Genomic DNA, 19,728 nt, shown 5'->3' with positions numbered 1-19,728 from the left:
ACGACCCGCTTACAGCGATTCGAAGATGCCCGCGGCACCCATGCCGGTGCCGATGCACATGGTCACCATGCCGTACTTCTTCTGCTGGCGGCGCATGCCATGGACGATGGTGGCGGTGCGGATCGCACCGGTCGCGCCCAGCGGATGGCCCAGGGCGATGGCGCCGCCCAGCGGGTTGATTTTCGACGCGTCCAACTCGCTGTCGCGGATCACCGCCAGCGCCTGCGCGGCGAAGGCTTCGTTGAGTTCGATCCAGTCCAACTGGTCCTTGGTCAGGCCGGCCTGCTTCAGCGCCTTCGGAATCGCGGCGATCGGGCCGATGCCCATCACTTCCGGGCGCACGCCGGCGACCGAGAAGCTGACGAAGCGGGCGAGCGGCGTCAGGCCGTAGTCCTTGATCGCCTGCTCCGAGGCCAGCAACACGCCGGCGGCACCGTCGCTCATCTGCGACGAGGTGCCTGCGGTCACGGTGCCGCCGAACTGCGGATTACGGAACACGGTGCGCAGCTTGGCCAGGCCTTCCAGCGAGGTATCGGCGCGCGGGCCTTCGTCCTGTTCGACCAGCAGCTTCTTCAGGCGCACGGCGTTGCCGGCCAGGTCGGGCTGGCGCGAGACCACTTCGTAGGGGCTGATCTCGTCCTTGAACTCGCCGGCGGCCTGCGCGGCCAGCGCCTTCTGGTGCGAAGCGACGGCGAAGGCGTCCTGGTCCTCGCGCGAGATTTTCCACTCCTCGGCGACCTTCTCGGCGGTGATACCCATGCCGTAGGCGATGGCCACGTGGTCGTTGTCGAACACGCTGGGGGCCATGGCGATCTTGTTGCCCATCATCGGCACCATGCTCATGCTCTCGGTGCCGCCGGCCAGCATCAGGTCGGCATTGCCCAACCGGATCTGGTCCGCGGCCATCGCCACGGCCTGCAGGCCGGACGAGCAGAAGCGGTTGATGGTCTGCGCCGCGATCGTGTTCGGCAGGCCGGCCAACAGCAGGCCGATGCGCGCCACGTTCATGCCTTGCTCGCCCTCGGGCATCGCGCAGCCGATGATGGCGTCGTCGATGCGATTGAGGTCGATGCCCGGCGCCTGCGCCACGACCGACTTCAGCACGTGCGCCAGCATGTCGTCGGGACGGGTGTTGCGGAACACGCCCTTGGGCGCCTTGCCGACCGGGGTACGGGTGGCGGCGACGATGTAGGCTTCCTGTACTTGCTTGCTCATGTCTCTATGTCCTGTGTCGTCGGCGGTCAGTTACGCAGCGGCTTGCCGGTCTTCAGCATGTGCGCGATGCGGGCCTGGGTCTTTTCCTGCTGGGCCAGTTCGACGAAATGCTGGCGTTCCAGCTTCAGCAGCCACTCCTCGTCGACGAGTGCACCGCGGTCGACTTCGCCACCGCACAGCACGGTGGCGATGCGCACGGCGATCTCGTAGTCGTACGGGCTGATGAAGCGGCCTTCCAGCATGTTGACCAGCATCATCTTGAAGGTCGCGATGCCGACATCGCCGGCCACCTGGATGCGGCGGGCGGGCAGGGGCGGACGGTAACCGGTCTCGGCCAGCGCCAGCGCTTCCTGCTTGGCGATATGCAGCAGTTCGTAGGCGTTGAACGCGACCTTGTCGCCGGCACGCACCAGCCCCAGTTCCTTCGCCTCGACGGCGGAGGCGGACACCTTGGCCATCGCGACGGTCTCGAAGGTCTTCTTGAGTTCGGCGAACACATCACCGCCCGGGCCCGCCGCCTGCGACGCGCGCACCGCGATTTCCTTCAAGCCGCCACCGGCCGGCAGCAGGCCGACGCCGGCCTCGACCAGGCCGATGTAGCTCTCCAGCTGCGCGACGGTGCGTGCACTGTGCATCTGGAACTCGCAGCCACCGCCCAGCGCCAGCCCGCGCACCGCCGCCACGACCGGCACCAGCGAATACTTGATGCGCTGGCTGGTGGCCTGGAAGTTGGCGACCATCGCCTCGAAGTCGGCGATCTTGCCGGCCTGCAGGGCGCCCAGTGCGCCGGCGAGATCGGCACCGGCGGAGAACGGCTCCTTCGGCTGCCAGATCACCAGGCCCTTGAACTTCTGCTCGGCAATCGTGATCGCCTGTTGCAGGCCGTCCAGCACGGCGTCGGACACGGTATGCATCTTGGTCTTGAAACTGACCACGCCGATACCGTCGCCGTCGGTCCACAAGCGCACGCCGTCGTTCTCGAACACCGTCTCGCCCTGCGGGAAGGTTTCACCCAGCAGCGGATCGGGGAAGCGTTGGCGCTTGTACACGGCAAGCGAGGAGCGTGGCAGCTTGGCGTTCTTGACCGGGCTGTAGCTGCCCTCCGCCGCATGCACGCCTTCGCGGCCGTCGAACACCCAGTTCGGCAGCGGCGCGCTGCTCATGGCCTTGCCGGCCACGATGTCGTCGGCGATCCACTGCGCAACCTGCTTCCAGCCAGCGGCCTGCCAGGTTTCGAACGGGCCGAGCGACCAGCCGTAGCCCCAGCGGATGGCGAGATCGACGTCGCGCGCGGTCTCGGCGATGTCGGCCAGGTGGTAGGCGCTGTAATGGAACAGGTCGCGGAACACCGCCCACAGGAACTGCGCCTGCGGATGCTGGCTTTCGCGCAGCTTGGCGAACTTCTCGGCCGGATTCCTGATCTTCAGGATCTCGACCACCTCCGGTGCCGCCGTGCGGTCGGAAGCGCGGTAGTCCTGCTTCTCCAGGTCGAGGACGACGATGTCCTTGCCGACCTTGCGGAAGATGCCCGCGCCGGTTTTCTGGCCCAGCGCGCCCTTCGCGATCAGCGCTTCCAGCCACTTCGGCGACTTGAAGTAGCCGTGCCACGGATCATCCGGCAGGGTGTCGGCCATCGTCTTGATGACGTGGGCCATCGTGTCCAGACCGACCACGTCCGAGGTGCGGTAGGTCGCCGACTTCGGCCGCCCGATCAGCGGGCCAGTGATGGCGTCCACCTCGTCGAAACCCAGCTTGAACTCGCCGGTGTGGTGGGCGGTAGCGAGGATCGAGAACACGCCGATGCGGTTGCCGATGAAGTTGGGGGTGTCCTTGGCGTACACCACGCCCTTGCCGAGCGTGCTGGTCAGGAAGCTTTCCAGGCCTTCGAGCACCGAGGCATCGGTGGATTTGGCCGGGATCAGCTCGGCCAGGTGCATGTAGCGCGGCGGGTTGAAGAAGTGGACGCCGCAGAAGCGGTGGCGGAGTTGCTCAGGAAGCACCTCCGCCAGCTTGTTGATGCCCAGGCCCGAGGTATTGCTGGCCAGAACGGCATGGTCCGCCACGAACGGTGCGATCTTCTTGTACAGGTCCTGCTTCCAGTCCATCCGCTCGGCGATGGCCTCGATGATCAGGTCGCAGCCCTTCAGGTGCTCCAGGCCAGTCTCGTAGTTGGCCGCCGTGATGGATTCGGCCAGGGACTTGCTGGCCAGCGGAGCGGGGCTCAGTTTCGCGAGATTGGCGACCGCCTTGTGCACGATGCCGTCGGGATGGCCGTCCTTGGGGGGCAGGTCGAACAGGACGGTGTCGACGCCGGCATTGGTGAGGTGCGCGGCGATCTGCGCGCCCATCACGCCGGCGCCCAGCACGGCCGCCTTGCGAACAAGCAGGGGATTGGACATGGGATTTCCTTGGATTGCAGGGGTTTAGGTGCGGTCGGCGCGCAGGCCGGCCTCGGCGAAGCGGATCAGTTCACGGGCGGCACGCTCACGATGCGCTGCCTCCGTGACACCCGTGGGGCGCTTGATCAGGCCGAAATCGGCCATGGCGTAGGTCAATGCCCCGGAGAAGAAGTCGAGTCGCCAGTACAGCTCCTCCTTGCTGAGGTCGGGCACGCAGGTGGCGATGGCCTTGCCGAACTCGCGCAGCACGTGACCGTAGTGGTCGGAGAGGAACTTGCGCAGGCCGTCGTTCTTCTCGGCGTAGGCGCGCGCGATGACCCGGACGAAGGCACCACCGCCATGCCGGTCCTGGGCCAGAGCCAGGGCGGGCTCGACAAAGGCGGCCAGGATGGGCTCAAGCTCGCCGGGGCGGTCGGCCAGTGCCTTTTCCAGCAGCGAAAGGCGCGCCACGGTCATGTCGTCCATGCGCCTGCGGAACACCTCGTTGACGAGGTTCTCCTTGCTGCCGAAGTGATAGTTGACCGCGGCGATGTTGACGTCCGCGCGGCTGGTGACCTGCCGCAGCGAGGTGCCGGCGAACCCGTGCTGGGCGAACAGCTCTTCGGCCGCTCCCAGAATCCGCTCCTTGGTCGAGAAATGCGTGGTGTTGCCCATGATCCCCTCCGGGACTGAATCAAACGCTTGTTTGAGTCATTGTCTGTCTGGGCGGGTCGGGGTGTCATGCTGCGGAGCAGCAAATCTGCCCGTCCCCGGCTGCACACTTCCGTTGGATACGTTAGAATCTCGCTACGCTTTCTGGTCTAAGCCCGCGTTTCGACGCGGGTTTTTCATGTTAACCTTGGGCCTTCAGTGGCCCGCCCAACGGAGATAATCCCCATGGCGCTGGAGCGCACCCTGTCGATCGTCAAGCCCGATGCCGTTGCCAAGAACGTCATCGGCGAAATCTATGCCCGTTTCGAAAAGAACGGTCTGAAGATCGTCGCCGCGAAGATGAAGCACCTGTCGCGTCGTGAAGCCGAAGGTTTCTACGCCGTGCACCGCGAGCGTCCGTTCTTCAACGCGCTGGTCGAGTTCATGATCTCCGGTCCGGTCGCCATCCAGGTGCTGGAAGGTGAGAACGCCGTGCTGAAGCATCGCGACATCCTCGGTGCCACCAATCCGAAGGACGCCGCGCCGGGCACGATCCGCGCCGACTTCGCCGATTCCATCGATGCCAATGCCGCGCACGGCTCGGACTCGGTCGAGAACGCGAACATCGAGATCGCGTATTTCTTCGCTGCGACCGAAGTGTTCTCGCGCTAAGCGATAGACGATGAGCAGCCACGAACTGCCGCCGATCGAGTTGAAGCTGGCCACGGACGCTCCGTCCGTGGCTATCGGCGCGTCCGTGTCCGCGAAACAGAACCTGATGGACCTGGATCGTGAGGGTCTTGAGCAGTTCTTCGTCGGTAAGCTGGGCGAGCAGAAGTTCCGTGCGCATCAGGTGATGAAGTGGATCCATCACCGGTACGTCACCGACTTCAATGAGATGACCGATCTCGGCAAGAACCTGCGCGCCAAGCTGCAGGAGCATGCTGAAGTCGTTGTGCCGCAAGTGGTGTTCGACAAGCCCTCCACCGACGGCACCCACAAGTGGCTGCTCGGTATGGGCGTGGACGGCAAGAATGCCGTCGAAACCGTCTACATTCCCGACAAGAGCCGCGGCACGCTGTGTGTGTCCTCGCAGGTCGGTTGCGGTTTGAACTGTACTTTTTGCTCGACCGCCACGCAGGGGTTCAACCGCAACCTGACGACCGCCGAGATCATCGGGCAGGTATGGGTCACGGCGCGCCACCTGGGTAACGTGCCTGCACAGAACCGTCGCCTCACCAATGTGGTGATGATGGGCATGGGCGAGCCTCTGCTCAATTTCGACAACGTCGTGCGCGCGATGAACATCATGCGCGACGATCTGGGCTACGGCTTGGCCAGCAAGCGCGTGACACTGTCGACGTCGGGTCTGGTGCCGATGATCGACCGACTGTCCACCGAGACCGACGTATCGCTCGCGGTCTCGCTGCATGCACCCAACGATGCGCTGCGCGAACAGCTGGTGCCGCTCAACAAGAAGTATCCGATCGCCGAGCTGATGGCTTCGTGTGTGCGCTACCTGCGCGCCAACAAGAAGCGCGACTCGGTGACGTTCGAGTACACCCTGATGAAGGGCGTCAACGATCAGCCAGAACATGCGCGCCAGCTGGCGCAGCTGATGCGCAAGTTCAGCAATGCCGCGCAGCTGAAGGATGCCGGCAAGGTCAACCTCATCCCGTTCAATCCGTTCCCTGGAACACGCTATGAGCGTGCGCCGGAGGAAGATATCCGCGCGTTCCAGAAGCTGCTGCTCGATTCCCAGGTGCTGACCATGGTCCGCCGGACCCGGGGCGACGATATCGACGCCGCCTGCGGTCAGCTGAAGGGACAGGTCATGGACCGGACCCGCCGCCAGGCAGAATTCCGCCGGCAGTTGCAGGAACAGGGCATCGACGATGCGGCCTAAGGCGATCTGCCTGCTGCTGATCACTCTAGTGCTGGCTACGGCCTGCAGCCGCCTGACCTTCGTCCGACCCAAGGGCAAAATGGAGCCCATGTCCGGGCAGCAGACAACGCCTGAGTACTCGGTTGGCGACAGTCCTGAGGTGAAGCGCCGCCAAGCCTTGCAGACACTGCTGGCCCGTGCGGTGCAGCGACTGCAGGCGGGCGAGCCTGAGGCGGCGGAGAAGGACGCGCGCGCAGCGCTGAAGCTGGATGCCGGTTCGGCTGATGCGACGACCGTGCTGGCAGTGGTCGAAGACCAGCGCGGCAACAGCGACGCGGCTGGAAAGCACTACAAGCGCGCTGCGGAGTTGGCTCCTTCACAGGGCGCGGCGCTGAACAATTACGGTACCTGGCTGTGCGCAAACGGGTTTGCTGCGGAGTCGCTGGTGTGGTTCGACCGTGCGATCCAGGCTCCCGATTACGCCACGCCTGCCTCGGCCATGGCCAATGCGGGAAGCTGCGCGCTGAAGTCCGGTCAGGACGAGCGCGCGGCGCGCGACCTGCGTCAGGCGCTCGCGCAGGAGCCGGCAAATGCGGTCGCACTGGAAGCCATGGGCGAACTCGAGTTCCGCCAGCAGCAGTACATGTCGGCCCGCGCGTTCGTCGAACGCCGGTTGGCGGCGGCGCCCGCCAGCGCTGCTGTGTTGAAACTCGCATCACAAATCGAGGATAGACTCGGCGACAAGGCCGCTGCCAGTCGATATGTTCAGCGGATTCGGGCGGAGTTCCCCGACGCGCAGGACGTCACAATCGGGGGAAATGCAGGGCCATGATGCAATCGGTAGTCGGGGATGTGCCCACGCCGCAGGGGTGCGGCGTGGTCTTGAAGGCGGCACGCGAGCGGGCCGGCCTGTCGGTGCAGGAGATCAGTCAGCGGCTGAAGATGCCCGTGCGGGTGATCCAGTCGCTTGAAGCAGGGCAATGGGATCAGTCCGGGGGCGTGGTGTTCGTCCGGGGTCAATTGCGCAGCTATGGTCGCCTGTTGAAAGTGGATGTGGAGCCGTTCCTGCAGCAGGCGGAGACGGTGGTGGCAAGGCCGGCCGAGCTGGTCAGCCATTCCCACACCCCTCGTTTCCAGTACTTCTTCGAGAGTTTCAAGCGGCGTGCGGTCTATGTCGTGCTGACGCTCGTCATCGCCACGCCGGTATGGATGGCGTTGCGCCCATCATCCGGTCCCTCGCCGGATGCCGCCACCGCATCGCTGGACGTGGTGCCGGTCGCGCCGCGTGCGGGTCCGACGGCGGACGCACCGCCGCCTGCGGCCAAGCCTCAGGCGGCTCCTTACGTCGCCTCGATGGCGCCGTTGCCTCGTGCGGCGACGCCTTGGCTCTCGCTGTCGTTCAAGGGCGACAGCTGGGTAGAGGTCAACGCGCCCGATGGCCGCAAGGTCGAGCACGCGTTGCTGCGTGCGGGCGATGAGCGCCGCTACGCGCAGGGCGAGGTGGGTCGCATCAAGCTGGGCGACGCGACGGCGGTCGACGTTCAGCAAGCGGGTAGTACGGTGGATCTGGCGCCGTACCAGCGAGCGAATGTCGCACGCTTTACGGTATCCTCTGAGGGTTCCCTGGCGCCGGTCGTTGACTGACCCGCGTGCGGGTTTGTCCAACCTAGACCGAGACCCCGCCTGAGACGGGGCAAGAGAGCGCATGGCGATTGACGATCTGCTCGACGAGCACGAACAAAGCGAACGTGTCCGCAGCTGGCTGAAGAACAACGGTGCCGGCCTGTTGGGCGGCGTGGTCCTGGGGCTGGGTGTGATCCTCGGCTGGCAGTGGTGGCAGAAGGACCAGGCCGGCAAGAAGGAGCAGGCGTACCAGAGCTACCAGGCTGCCGTCGAAGGTCTCGCCAAAGGCGATCTGAAGCAGACCCAGGGCGCGGTGGATGCGCTGGTCAAGGAGGACGCGCTGTACGCCGACGTCGCCGGGCTGCAATTGGCCAAGGCGCAGATCCAGGCTGGCGAACGCGACGCCGCTATCGCGACGCTGCGCACCCTTACCCCCGACAATGCGTTGCGGCCGTTGGTGAATCTGCGGCTCGCACGCCTGCTGATCGATGCGGGCAAGCATGATGATGCGCTGAAGGTACTGGACAAGGCAGACGATGCCTCCAGCCTCGAAGTGCGCGGCGATGCGTTGCTGGCGGCCGGCAAGTCCAAGGAAGCGCAGGATGCCTATACCCGCGCGCTGACCACGCTGGACGCGGTTTCTCCGCAGCGCCGGCTGGTGGAGCTGAAGTTGATCGAAGCCGGCGGCACGCCGCCCAAGACCGGAGGTGCAGCATGAAGCGCGCTACCGGTCCCGTGGTTCGTCTGGTCGCGGCCGCCACGATCGTGGCCGCGCTCGGCGGCTGCAGCACGGTGAAGGGCTGGTTCTCCGGCAAGGACAAGGAAGGCGAAAAGCCGGTTGATCCTGCGGAGCTGGTCGACTTCACGCCTGCTACGTCGGTTTCCAAGCTGTGGAGCGCTAACGTGGGCAAGGGCGAGAAGCGCCTCGGCCTGCAGCAGGTGCCGGTGGTCGACGACGGTCGTGTCTATGCCGCAGCGGTGGAAGGCGGCGTGCGTGCCTTCGACCTGCAGACGGGTAAGCAGGTGTGGCAGTACAAGTCCGACCTGCGTCTTTCCGGCGGGCCGGGTGCGGGGGACGGGCTGGTGGTCGTGGGCACCCTCGACGGACAGGTCATTGCCCTGGACGCTGCAACGGGCGCGGAGAAGTGGCAGGCGAAAGTGCCCAACGAGGTCATCGCGGCACCGGCCATCGGTCAGGGCATGGTCTACGTCCGCACCAATGACGGACGAGTCACGGCGTTGTCGGTGGAAAGCGGCGAGCGTCGCTGGTTCTGGAACAACGAACTCCCCAGTCTCACGGTGCGCGGCAACGCGCCGGTCGTAACGGGTCCGGGCGTGGTGTTCGCGGCCAGCGACGACGGCACGGTCACGGCATTGGCCGGCAACGACGGTCGCCCGATGTGGACGCAGGCCGTCGGCATTCCGGAGGGCCGCAGCGAGCTGGAACGCATGGCTGACGTCGACGGCGCCCCCGTGCTGGAAGGCAGCACGCTGTACGTCACTAGCTTCAAGAAGGAAACGGTCGCCCTCGAAGGCCCATCCGGGCGTCCGCTGTGGACCCGCGACAATGGCGGCGCCGGTGGTCTGGGCGTGACCAGCAGCGCCGTCGTCGTGTCCGACCCGGCCGGTACGGTGTGGGGTCTGGACAAGTACAGCGGCAGTGCGCTGTGGTCGAACACCACGCTGGCACGCCGGTCACTCACCGCGCCGACGATCCATGGCGATTACGCGGTGGTCGGTGATTACGACGGCTACCTGCACTGGCTGAAGACGGACAACGGCGATGTCGCGGCGCGTGCGCGCGTCGGCGGCAAGGCCATCCGTGGCAAGCCGGTCGTGGCTGACGGCATCCTGCTGGTGCAGGATGTGGAAGGCGGGCTGACCGCATTCGGGTTCAAGTGACCCGATGAAGGAGCGGCCAGGCCGCTCCTTCGAGTTTCAGGAAAGGGCCGCATTGCGGCCCTTTTTCGCGAAGGGGGGCGTATTCCGCTACCATGGCGACCCCTTGATCGACCGGAGCGGTCGCGCCACCCGCGCGACGGCGAGCGTCCGGCGCCCCTTTTCTTCACGGTTGCCCCCTGCATGCTGCCCCTCGTCGCCCTGGTGGGCCGTCCCAACGTCGGCAAATCCACTCTGTTCAACGCGCTGACCCGCAGTCGTGACGCGCTGGTCCACGACCAGCCGGGCGTGACCCGCGACCGCAACTACGGTGTCTGCCGCCTCGATGAGGACGACCCGTTCCTGGTGGTCGATACCGGCGGCATCGCGGGCGAAGAGGAAGGTCTGGCCGGTGCGACCGCACGGCAGGCACGTGCCGCGGCCGAAGAGGCCGACCTGGTCCTGTTCATCGTCGATGGTCGCGAGGGCGCCTCCGCGCTGGACGATGACATCCTGGCTTGGCTGCGCAAGACGTCACGCCCCACGTTGCTGGTCATCAACAAGATCGACGGCATCAACGAGACCACCGCGATCGCGGATTTCGCACGCTATGGGTTCGCCGACGTCATTACGATCTCTGCCTCGCACCGCCAGGGCATCGATGACCTGCTGGAAGAAGTGCACCAGCGCCTGCCGGAAGAAGGCGGTGCTGCGGGCTTGGACAACGATCCGAACCGCATGCGCGTGGCTTTCGTGGGACGCCCGAACGTGGGCAAGTCGACGTTGGTGAACCGCCTGCTGGGCGAAGAGCGCATGATCGCGTCCGAGGTGCCTGGCACCACACGCGATTCCATCGCCGTTGACATGGAGCGCGATGGCCGCCAGTACCGTTTGATCGACACCGCTGGCCTGCGTCGAAAGGGCAAGGTGGAGGAGGCGGTCGAGAAATTCAGCGTGGTCAAGACGCTGCAGGCCATCGAGCAATGCCAGGTAGCCGTGCTGCTGCTGGACGCGACTGAGGGCGTCACCGACCAGGACGCGAGCGTGCTCGGTGCCGTGCTCGATGCTGGCCGTGCGCTGGTGGTGGGAATCAACAAGTGGGATGGACTGACCGCCTACCAGCGTGAGCAGGCCGAAGCGCTGCTCGCCCGCAAGCTGGGCTTCGTCGAGTGGGCCGAAGTGGTGCGCATCTCCGCCCTGCATGGCTCGGGCCTGCGCGAACTGTTCAAGGCGATCCACCGCGCGCATGCGTCGGCGACCAAGGAGTTCGGTACCAGCGAGGTCAACAAGGCGCTCGAGATCGCCTACGAGACCAATCCGCCGCCAAGCATCCGCGGACATGTCTCCAAGCTGCGTTACGTGCACCCGGGCGGCGCGAATCCACCGACTTTCATCGTCCACGGCACGCGCCTGAAGGTGCTGCCGGAGTCCTACAAGCGCTATCTGGAAAACTTTTTCCGCAAGCGTTTCAAGCTGGTCGGTACGCCGGTCCGTTTTGTCTTCCGCGAGGGCGCCAACCCCTACGAGGGCAAGAAGAACGTGCTGACCGAGAAGCAGATCGCCAAGAAGCGCCGCCTGATCCGGCACGTCAAGCGCGGCAAGTGACGGGTTACCCGACCCGCATCGATTTCGCCACCGCCGCGGAGATCATCCGCGACGTCGCTGCCAACCGGATGCTGAAGGCCGAACGCGTTCCCGTTGGCCGGGCCGCTGGCCGCGTGTTGGCCGAGGACATCACCGCACCGCTCTCGCTGCCGCCATTCGACAACAGCCGCATGGACGGCTTCGCTTTCGCCCATGCCAGCCTTGCGCAGGATGAAGCGACGACGCTGCGGCTCGCGGGTGAGCAGTTTGCCGGCCGCTTGCAGGATGTCCGCGTCGGAACAGGCGAATGCATTCGCATCACCACCGGTGCTCCGCTTCCGGCCGGTACCGATACCGTCGCCATGAAGGAAGTCTGTATCGAGGCCGATGGCCAGGTCCGTGTACCGGCAGGATTGCCGCAAGGCAACGATGTTCGCAGAGCCGGCGAGGACGTGGTCGCTGGCACGCACGTGCTCTCCGAGGGACAGTGGCTGACGCCGGCGCGCGTCTCGCTGGCCGCGGCGTTGGGCATCGCATCGCTGGCCGTCACGCAGCGCCCGACCGTGGCCGTCTTCACCACCGGCGACGAACTGGTGGAGCCGGGCCTGCCGTTGGCGCCCGGGCAGATATACAACAGCAACCGCGAACTGCTGATGGGTCTGCTGCGCGCGGAGGGTCTGGAGCCAACCGCGTGGCCGACGCTGCCCGACGATCCCGAACGGATGACGACCCTGCTCACCGACGCGGCTGCGGCGTTCGACGTGGTCATCACCTGCGGTGGCGTGTCCGCGGGCGAGAAGGATCATCTGCCCGGGCTGCTGGCCGCGCATGGCCGTACCCACTTCTGGAAAGTCCGCATGAAGCCGGGCATGCCGGTACTGTTCGGCGAAATGGACCGTGCGCTTTTCCTGGGCCTGCCCGGTAACCCGGTCTCGGTGCTGGCGACGTTCATGACGTTGGGCCGTGGGCTGCTGGATGGCCTGCAGCGCCGGCGCGAGCCACGGCCACGGTGGAAGGCGGTCCTCGGCACGCCGTGGCGGAAGACGCACGAGCGATTGGAGTTCCTGCGCGGCTGGCTGGACAGCGCCTCCGATGGCCGGTTGCAGGTCATGCCGAATGCGGCCGATGCTTCGCACCAGCTGCGTGCGGCGGCCGACAGCAATGCCCTGATCGTGCTGCCCGAAGGCGTGCGCGACTACCGCGCCGGAGACGTCGTGGACGTGATCGGTTGTTGAGAACGCTGACCCGGCGACTTGCGCGATAATCGACGCATGGCCATCCGCGAAATCGAACCCCGTGACGTTGCCGCGCTGCTCGCACAGGGGAGCGTGTTCATCGACGTGCGCGAGGAACACGAACGCGCCAGCGGCCAGGCGGAAGGGGCGCTCGGCATCGCGAAGGCGGAACTGGAACGCGATCCCGCAGCCCATTTGCCCGACCCCCATGCGAGCGTCGTCCTGATCTGCCAAAGGGGTGGGCGCTCGATGGACACGGCGCGCGTGCTGGAAGCCGCTGGCTACACCACGCTGGCTTCGGTCGCGGGTGGCACGTCTCGATGGAGGGAACAGCACCTTGCGATCGTCGTGCCGGCGCAGTCTGACGATGCGCGCGACTTCAACGAGCGCTATTCGCGCCATCTGCTGCTGCCCGAGGTGGGCGTCGCCGGCCAGCAGCGCCTGCAGCAGGCACGCGTGCTGATGATCGGCGCGGGCGGACTTGGCTCGCCGGCGGCGTTCTACCTGGCCGCGGCCGGGGTAGGGCACCTGCGTATCGCGGACGATGACGTGGTCGACCGCAGCAACCTGCAGCGCCAGATCCTGCATACCGAGGCGCGTATCGGCGATACGAAGGTCGCGTCGGCGCAGGCAACGTTGGCCGCGTTGAACCCGCGCACGCAGGTGGAGGCGGTGGCCGAGCGCGTCACCGCGGAGAACGTCGAACGTCTGCTCGACGGTGTTGACGTGGTGCTGGATGGAGCGGACAACTTCCCCGCCCGCTACCTGCTCAACGACGCCTGCGTGAAGCTGGGCAAGCCGCTTGTGTACGGCGCCGTACAACGGTTCGAAGGGCAGGTGAGCGTGTTCGACGCCGGGCGTCACCGTGGCGGACAGCCCTGTTATCGCTGCCTGTTCCCGGAACCACCGCCGCCGGAGTTCGCGCCGAACTGTGCCGAGGCTGGTGTACTGGGCGTGTTGCCCGGAGTGATCGGGCTGCTGCAGGCCACGGAAGTGATCAAGCTGCTGCTCGGTACCGGCGAGACGCTGGCCGGCAGGTTGCTGCACTTCGATGCGCTGGCCATGCGATTCCGCGAAACCCGCCTGCGCCACGATCCGGCGTGCCCGGTCTGCGCGGCCGATCGGCCGTTTCCCGGTTACATCGATTACGCCGCGTTCTGTCGCACGTCCTGATCAGTAGGTCGCGCGCATGCGCAGTCCGTCGCGGAACTGCCGCGGGGTGATGCCGGTGTCGCGCTTGAACGCTGCGCTCAGGTGGCTGTGGCTGGCGAACCCGCAGGTGAGCGCGATGTCGGTGATGTCGTCGTTGCCGTTGAGCAGGTACCAGCGCGCTCGGCGCAAGCGTTGCGCCAGGATGTACTGCGCCGGGGTCGTGCCGAAGGTGCGCCGGAACGCGATCAGCAACTGGTGCACGCTCATGCCGGCCAGTGAGGCGAGGTCGGCCAGTGCGATGCGCTGGCCCAGCGTGTCCTCGATGTGGTCGCTGAGCTGCCGCGCCGTGCGGGGTGCGAGCGATGCCGGAGCCGGCGCCGGTACGGCGGGCAACCGGTAACCGTCGTACAGGTGCTGGCGCAACAGCAGTTGCAACCGCTCGGCCATCATGGCCGACACATCGTCGTCCTGCTGGCTGAGCCTGCCCAGCCGCGCGACGCTGTAGTGGAGGAATTCGTCGCGATGGCCCAGCCTGGGCATGAGTCCCTCGATGGGGACGCGCCGGTCGGCACCGATGTCGACGTCCGCCGTCGGTGAGATGCGCAGTTCGGCGTAGGTGATGACCTGTCCCATCGCCTGGCTGGCGTAGCGCTTTCCCGCGGGCACCAACCAGATGTCGCCGGGAGAGGGCGGGGCATGCGTGGCGCCGACGCCGTCGATCTCGGTATCCAGTTCGCGCATCGTGCCGCCCAGGTGGACGATGACCGTATGGCGTGGCGCGTCGATCGCCCACAGCGTGCGCTGGCGGATGTCCTCCCGGCAGAGCACCAGTTCCACATCCGGCCAGTGTGCCTGCGCCAGCACCCGGTACTGCGGCGCAGCGCCGGACGCCGGATCGTTCGCGGGCGGCATCGCCTCATGCGGCTCACTAATGTGAGTTGACGCCGGAGAATTTGATAGCGGATGGGACATCGTGAAAGCCCGCCGGAACGCTTCCATCGCATCTTAGACGCGCCTCGCCGCGCTGCCCACTGCAGCGGCGGTGGGTGTCCTTCCCTGCCAGGAGCATTCCCATGACCGACCATTCCATCCGCGGCAAAGTCGTCCTGATCGCCGGCGGCGCCAAGAATCTCGGCGGCCTGATCGCCCGCGATCTTGCGCAGCAGGGCGCTGCGGCCGTCGCCGTCCATTACAACAGTCCGGCCAGCAAGGCCGATGCCGATGCGACCGTTGCCGCCGTCCAGGCTGCAGGGGCGAAAGCCGTCGCGCTGCAGGGCGACCTGACCACGGCGGCGGCCATGGAACGCCTGTTCGCCGATGCCATCGCCGCCGTCGGGCGTCCGGACATTGCCATCAACACCGTCGGCAAGGTCCTGAAGAAGCCGATCGCCGAGATTTCCGAGGCCGAGTACGACGAGATGTCGGCGGTCAACGCCAAGAGCGCGTTCTTCTTCCTGAAAGAGGCTGGCAAGCACGTCAACGACAACGGCAAGGTGGTCACGCTGGTCACCTCGCTGCTCGGCGCATTCACGCCGTTCTACGCGTCGTACGCCGGCACCAAAGCGCCGGTGGAGCACTTCACCCGCGCGGCGGCCAAGGAGTTCGGCGAACGCGGCATCTCGGTGACGGCGATCGGTCCCGGCCCGATGGATACGTCGTTCTTCTACCCGGCCGAAGGCGCAGACGCCGTCGCTTACCACAAGACCGCGGCCGCCCTGTCGCCGCACAGCAAGACCGGGCTGACCGATATCGAGGACGTGGTGCCCTTCATCCGCCATCTGGTCAGCGACGGCTGGTGGATCACCGGCCAGACCATCCTGATCAATGGCGGCTACACCACCAAGTAAGCCGTGCGGGAAGGCGGCCTCGTGCTGCCTGGCCCGTGTCGTACGGCGTGCGCTTGCGATAACGTGAGCGCACCGGACGACTAACGCAGAGGAAGAGCGTCATGCGCACCCTGATCTTCATCGCCGTCGGCGTGCTGCTGGTGGGTATTGCGATGTGGCTGGCCCGCCCCGGCAGGCGTCGCCCCGTGGCGGCAGTCTTCAGCGTGGGCTGGCTGGCGGCCGTGTGGTGGAACCTGCGGACTGGCATGTCGCACGGCTATTCGTTGCAGGAAGAACTGCCGATCCAGGCCGCGATCTATGTCGTGCCGGTCGCGCTGGCATGGTGGCTGGCGAGAAAGACCCGGCACTGAAGCATGTGCATACCCCAGGATAGGGACGGCAAGGCAGACACCATCCGGTAGACTTCCCGCATGAGTGCAGAATCCGGTGCCAGCCAACTGGTCAGTGTCGTCGCCCTGCTGGGCGCAGCGGTGGTTGCGGTGCCGATCTTCCGGCGCCTGGGTCTGGGGTCGGTGCTCGGGTACCTGGCTGCAGGCCTGGCGATCGGACCGTTCGGACTGAAGTGGTTCACCGATCCCCAGTCGATCCTGCACGTCGCCGAACTGGGCGTGGTGATGTTCCTGTTCGTCATCGGCCTGGAGATGCGGCCCAGTCACCTGTGGAGCCTGCGCAAGCAGATCTTCGGGCTGGGCGCGCTGCAGATCGGCGTGTGCACGCTGCTGCTGACCGGCGTCGGCCTGCTGTTCGGCTATTCGTTGCCGGTGTCGTTCATCGGCGGCATGGGCTTCGTGCTGACGTCGACGGCGGTGGTGATGCAGTTGCTCGCCGAACGCGGTGACGTGGCCCTGCCCAACGGGCAGAAGGTCGTGTCCATCCTGCTGTTCGAAGACCTGTTGATCGTGCCGTTGCTGGTGCTGGTGGCTTTCATGTCCCCGCAGGTCGTCGAACCGCAGGAGGGGTCGAGCTGGGCGGCGATCGGCATCGGCGTGGCCTCGCTGGCCGGCCTGATCGCCGCCGGCATCTGGCTGCTGAATCCCTTCTTCCGCATCCTCGCCGCCGCGAAGGCGCGCGAAGTGATGACCGCGGCCGCGCTGCTGGTGGTGCTGGGTGCGGCGCTGCTGATGCAACTGGGCGGCCTGTCGATGGCGATGGGTGCTTTCCTTGCCGGCGTACTGCTGTCCGAATCCACCTTCCGCCACCAGATCGAAGCCGACATCGAGCCGTTCCGCGGCATCCTGCTTGGCCTGTTCTTCCTCGGCGTCGGCATGGCGCTGGACCTGGCGGTGGTGGCTGCCAACTGGCCGCTGATCGTCAGCGCGGTGCTGGCGATGATGGTGGTGAAGGCCCTCTGCATCTACATCGTCGCGCGCGTGACCCGCAGTTCGCACGTCGAATCCCTGGATCGCGCCGTGCTGATGGCGCAAGGCGGCGAGTTCGCCTTCGTGCTGTTTGCCGCCGCAGCGGCGGCCGGCATCATCGATGCCACGGTCAACGCCAACCTGACGGCGATCGTCGTGCTGTCGATGGCGTTGACGCCGCTGTTCGTGCTGCTGCTGCGCCGCTTCACCCATCCCGAGAAGCCGTCGATGGAAGGCATCGAGGAGGCCAAGGGGCTCAGCGGCAGCGTGCTGATCATCGGCTTCGGCCGCTTCGGCCAGGTCATGAGCCAGTCGTTGCTGGCGCGCGATGTGGACGTGACCATCATCGACACCGACATCGAGATGATCCGCAGCGCCGAGGAGTTCGGCTTCAAGATCTACTACGGAGACGGTACCCGCCTGGACGTGCTGCGTGCCTGCGGCGCGCAGACCGCGCAGTCGATCGCGATCTGCATCGACGACAAGGAAGCCGCCAGCCGCATCGTCGAACTGGTCCGGCATGAGTTCCCGCAGGCGCAGGTGTTGGCCCGCTCGTTCGACCGCGAACATTCGCTAGCGCTGATCGCGGCGGGCGTCGACTTCCAGATCCGCGAGACCTTCGAGTCCGCGGTGGAGTTCGGCAAGGCCGCGTTGATGAGCGTAGGGACGTCGCAGGAAGACGCGGACGAGATCGCAGAGGAGATCCGGCGCCGCGACGCCGAACGTTTCGAGCTGGAGATCGCCGGTGGGGGCGACCTGAGGTCCGGTATCCCCGCGCTTTACAGCAACGCCCGGCCGGTCAAGCCCACGCCGACGCCCTTCACCAAGCCCAAGCGCGAGGCGAAGGCGTTGAACGAGGAAGCCGCCGAGGCGATCGGCGAGGAAGAAGAGGAGTAGCGGGCGGCGTCAGTCGTCCGCAGGCGCGAGAAAGCCGCGGATCGCGGACCAGTACGCAGGATCGTTGGACAGGTCGTCGTGGTTCGCGGTCGGGAAGTCGACCACCTGCGCGCGTCCCTTGAATGCTTGCAACAGCCGGTCCGTATGCGGCGGCGGCACGACGGCATCCCGGCCCGCCCGCAGCACCAGCAGCCGCCCGCCATAGCGAGGCAGGCGGGCGGCGGAGTCGTAGCGGTCCTTCAGCAGCAGGCGGACCGGGAAGGCCGGATAGTGCGATTGCGCGACGGCGGCCAGGCTGTCGAACGGCGTGACCAGCACCAGATTCCGGACGGGGCGCTCCGCCGCCACGTACGTTGCCACGCCACTCCCCAGGCTGCGGCCGATCACGGCCACGTCGCCCCCCGTATGGCGCCCCGCGATGTCGTCAAACACTGCGTGCGCATCGGCCAGCAGCGCTGCTTCCGAGGGTTCACCGTCGCTCGCGCCGTAGCCTCGGTGGGCTACCAGATAAACCGTGCGGGACGGCAGCCACTGGGCAAATACACCGCGGTTGGCCTCCACCGCTTCGGCATTGCCACCGAAGTAAAGCACCGCGTCCCGGTGACCGGGATTGACGGTCCAGCCCCGCAGGACGGCGTCGGGTCGGGAGATCGCGAAATCGGTCTGGTCCGCAGCGACCCGGGTGAACTGCGGGTAGTAGATCAACCGGCGCTGCTGCAGGTAGAGCAGGGCGCACAAGGCCAGATACACCGCCAGCAGGGCAAGGGCGACCCACAGGAGCATGCGGCGGACGCGGCGCTCAGCCATGGCGCTCCTGCGCGGCCTTGAAGGCGGCCAGCTGCTCCGGCGTGGCCTCGCGCTGGTGCTTCGCCTTCCAGTCCGCGAACGGCATGCCATAGACGCGCTCGCGCGCCTGCTCCTTGTCCATCGCGATGCCCGCATCCACCGCGGCGTCGCGGTACCAGTCGGCCAGGCAGTTGCGGCAGAAGCCGGCGAGGATCATCAGGTCGATGTTCTGCACGTCCGGACGGTCCTGGTTGAGGTGTTGCAGCAGGCGGCGGAACGCAGCGGCGTCGAGGGCGGTCGTGTCTGTCATGGGTGCGGGTCGCGCTGGGGTGGGGTAATCGGGGACAATACGCGCCGACTCTACACCGCCCCTTCCCATGACTGCCCGAATCCTGGACGGCCGCCGCATCGCCGAGAACCTGCTGGACGAACTGAAAGTCCGGGTCGACGTGCGCGTGGCGGCGGGTCTCGGCAGGCCGGGCCTGGCGGTGGTGCTGGTGGGCGGCGATCCGGCCTCCACGGTCTACGTGCGCAACAAGCGACGCGCGGCCGAGAAAGTCGGTATCGAGGCGTTCGACTACGACCTGCCCGCGGGCACGTCCGAGGCGCAATTGCTCGCGCTGATCGACCAGTTGAACGCCGACCCCAAGATCCACGGCATCCTGGTACAGCTGCCGCTGCCGGGCATCCCGGATGCCACGCGCCTGATCGAGCGGATCGATCCGCGCAAAGATGTGGACGGCTTCCATCCCGCCAATGTGGGCCATCTGGCGCTGCGCCAGTTCGGCCTGCGCCCGTGCACGCCGCGCGGCATCACGACCCTGCTGGGCTATACCGACCAGCCGGTCCGCGGTCGCAACGCGACCATCGTCGGCGTCAGCAACCATGTCGGCCGTCCGATGGCGTTGGAACTGCTGATCGCCGGCTGCACCGTCACCAGTTGCCACAAATTCACTCCGCGCGACGTTCTGCAGGCCCGGGTCGGCGATGCCGATATCCTGGTCGTGGCCGCGGGCAAGCCGGGCCTGGTACCGGGCGAATGGGTCAAGCCGGGCGCCGTGGTCATCGACGTCGGCATCAACCGGCTGGATGACGGACGGCTGGTCGGCGACGTCGGCTTCGATGCGGCGGTCGAGCGCGCCAGCTGGATCACCCCGGTGCCGGGCGGAGTAGGGCCGATGACCGTCGCCACACTGATGCAGAACACGCTGGAAGCGGCTGAAGCGGGGCTCTGAGCCC

The 19,728-nt window shown here is 66.5% G+C and carries 19 protein-coding genes; 13 read left to right on the top strand and 6 right to left on the bottom strand.

Annotation, left to right across the window (positions count from 1 at the left end; translation table 11 throughout):
• Nucleotides 1-9 precede the first annotated feature (9 nt).
• The 3 genes from ACSQ1W_RS09090 to ACSQ1W_RS09080 are packed head-to-tail and all read right to left on the bottom strand — an operon-like array spanning nt 10 to nt 4,268.
• Nucleotides 10-1,215, bottom strand: a complete 1,206-nt coding sequence (locus ACSQ1W_RS09090; protein ID WP_436042985.1) for an acetyl-CoA C-acyltransferase — start codon at nt 1,213-1,215, stop codon at nt 10-12.
• A gap of 26 nt (nt 1,216-1,241) precedes the next feature.
• Nucleotides 1,242-3,614 (bottom strand): 3-hydroxyacyl-CoA dehydrogenase/enoyl-CoA hydratase family protein, encoded by a 2,373-nt coding sequence (locus tag ACSQ1W_RS09085; RefSeq protein ID WP_436042983.1) that lies wholly within the window; start codon nt 3,612-3,614, stop codon nt 1,242-1,244.
• A gap of 24 nt (nt 3,615-3,638) precedes the next feature.
• Nucleotides 3,639-4,268 carry a TetR/AcrR family transcriptional regulator gene (locus ACSQ1W_RS09080; RefSeq protein WP_192267976.1) on the bottom strand — a complete coding sequence of 210 codons (630 nt, stop codon included), beginning with the start codon at nt 4,266-4,268 and terminating at the stop codon, nt 3,639-3,641.
• Nucleotides 4,269-4,490: 222 nt separating this feature from the next.
• Here ACSQ1W_RS09080 and ndk point away from each other — a divergent pair, with 222 nt between their 5' ends.
• The 9 genes from ndk to moeB all read left to right on the top strand — a co-directional run bounded on the left by ndk (nt 4,491) and on the right by moeB (nt 13,622).
• Nucleotides 4,491-4,916, top strand: a complete 426-nt coding sequence (ndk, locus tag ACSQ1W_RS09075) for a nucleoside-diphosphate kinase (protein WP_093485870.1) — start codon at nt 4,491-4,493, stop codon at nt 4,914-4,916.
• Nucleotides 4,917-4,926: 10 nt separating this feature from the next.
• Nucleotides 4,927-6,150, top strand: coding sequence for a 23S rRNA (adenine(2503)-C(2))-methyltransferase RlmN (gene rlmN / locus ACSQ1W_RS09070; protein ID WP_436042980.1), 1,224 nt, complete (start codon nt 4,927-4,929; stop codon nt 6,148-6,150).
• A complete protein-coding gene (pilW, locus tag ACSQ1W_RS09065) occupies nt 6,140-6,961 on the top strand; it encodes a type IV pilus biogenesis/stability protein PilW (RefSeq protein ID WP_436042979.1) in 822 nt (273 codons plus the stop codon). The genes rlmN and pilW overlap by 11 nt, the downstream gene beginning before the upstream one ends.
• The gene (locus ACSQ1W_RS09060; protein ID WP_436042977.1) at nt 6,958-7,773 is read left to right on the top strand and encodes a helix-turn-helix domain-containing protein; all 816 of its coding nucleotides are present in this window, start codon (nt 6,958-6,960) and stop codon (nt 7,771-7,773) included. Before pilW ends, ACSQ1W_RS09060 begins: the two co-directional genes overlap by 4 nt.
• Nucleotides 7,774-7,834: 61 nt before the next feature.
• Nucleotides 7,835-8,470 (top strand): YfgM family protein, encoded by a 636-nt coding sequence (locus ACSQ1W_RS09055; RefSeq protein WP_436042975.1) that lies wholly within the window; start codon nt 7,835-7,837, stop codon nt 8,468-8,470.
• Nucleotides 8,467-9,654, top strand: coding sequence for an outer membrane protein assembly factor BamB (gene bamB, locus ACSQ1W_RS09050; RefSeq protein WP_436042973.1), 1,188 nt, complete (start codon nt 8,467-8,469; stop codon nt 9,652-9,654). The genes ACSQ1W_RS09055 and bamB overlap by 4 nt, the downstream gene beginning before the upstream one ends.
• Nucleotides 9,655-9,834: 180 nt before the next feature.
• A complete protein-coding gene (gene der / locus ACSQ1W_RS09045; protein ID WP_436042971.1) occupies nt 9,835-11,235 on the top strand; it encodes a ribosome biogenesis GTPase Der in 1,401 nt (466 codons plus the stop codon).
• Nucleotides 11,232-12,449, top strand: a complete 1,218-nt coding sequence (locus tag ACSQ1W_RS09040) for a molybdopterin molybdotransferase MoeA (RefSeq protein WP_436042969.1) — start codon at nt 11,232-11,234, stop codon at nt 12,447-12,449. Before der ends, ACSQ1W_RS09040 begins: the two co-directional genes overlap by 4 nt.
• A gap of 36 nt (nt 12,450-12,485) precedes the next feature.
• Entirely contained in the window at nt 12,486-13,622 is a 1,137-nt protein-coding gene (moeB, locus tag ACSQ1W_RS09035; RefSeq protein ID WP_436042968.1) for a molybdopterin-synthase adenylyltransferase MoeB, read from the top strand.
• Here moeB and ACSQ1W_RS09030 read toward each other — a convergent pair whose 3' ends face one another.
• Nucleotides 13,623-14,513 (bottom strand): helix-turn-helix transcriptional regulator, encoded by an 891-nt coding sequence (locus tag ACSQ1W_RS09030; RefSeq protein WP_436042966.1) that lies wholly within the window; start codon nt 14,511-14,513, stop codon nt 13,623-13,625.
• Nucleotides 14,514-14,674: 161 nt separating this feature from the next.
• Here ACSQ1W_RS09030 and ACSQ1W_RS09025 point away from each other — a divergent pair, with 161 nt between their 5' ends.
• From ACSQ1W_RS09025 to ACSQ1W_RS09015, 3 genes are all read left to right on the top strand, one after another.
• Nucleotides 14,675-15,448 carry an SDR family oxidoreductase gene (locus tag ACSQ1W_RS09025; protein WP_436042964.1) on the top strand — a complete coding sequence of 258 codons (774 nt, stop codon included), beginning with the start codon at nt 14,675-14,677 and terminating at the stop codon, nt 15,446-15,448.
• Nucleotides 15,449-15,549: 101 nt separating this feature from the next.
• On the top strand, nt 15,550-15,798 hold the full coding sequence (locus ACSQ1W_RS09020) for a hypothetical protein (RefSeq protein ID WP_436042962.1): 249 nt from the start codon (nt 15,550-15,552) through the stop codon (nt 15,796-15,798).
• A gap of 60 nt (nt 15,799-15,858) precedes the next feature.
• Nucleotides 15,859-17,703, top strand: coding sequence for a monovalent cation:proton antiporter-2 (CPA2) family protein (locus tag ACSQ1W_RS09015; RefSeq protein ID WP_436042960.1), 1,845 nt, complete (start codon nt 15,859-15,861; stop codon nt 17,701-17,703).
• Between the two features lie 9 nt (nt 17,704-17,712).
• Here ACSQ1W_RS09015 and ACSQ1W_RS09010 read toward each other — a convergent pair whose 3' ends face one another.
• Together ACSQ1W_RS09010 and ACSQ1W_RS09005 are read right to left on the bottom strand one after the other, a co-directional pair.
• A complete protein-coding gene (locus ACSQ1W_RS09010) occupies nt 17,713-18,510 on the bottom strand; it encodes an alpha/beta hydrolase (protein ID WP_436042958.1) in 798 nt (265 codons plus the stop codon).
• Nucleotides 18,503-18,799 carry a DUF1244 domain-containing protein gene (locus tag ACSQ1W_RS09005; RefSeq protein WP_192268001.1) on the bottom strand — a complete coding sequence of 99 codons (297 nt, stop codon included), beginning with the start codon at nt 18,797-18,799 and terminating at the stop codon, nt 18,503-18,505. Before ACSQ1W_RS09005 ends, ACSQ1W_RS09010 begins: the two co-directional genes overlap by 8 nt.
• A 67-nt stretch (nt 18,800-18,866) precedes the next feature.
• Between ACSQ1W_RS09005 and folD the strand changes: the two genes are divergently transcribed.
• Complete coding sequence (gene folD / locus ACSQ1W_RS09000) at nt 18,867-19,724, top strand: bifunctional methylenetetrahydrofolate dehydrogenase/methenyltetrahydrofolate cyclohydrolase FolD (protein WP_436042956.1); 858 nt, start codon at nt 18,867-18,869, stop codon at nt 19,722-19,724.
• The last annotated feature ends 4 nt before the right edge of the window (nt 19,725-19,728 follow it).

The sequence above is a fragment of the Pseudoxanthomonas sp. LjRoot143 genome, from assembly GCF_964252945.1.
Classification (GTDB): Bacteria; Pseudomonadota; Gammaproteobacteria; order Xanthomonadales; family Xanthomonadaceae; genus Pseudoxanthomonas_A.
Note: the sequence above shows the minus strand (reverse complement) of the source record. Positions and strands in the feature narration are given on the sequence as shown.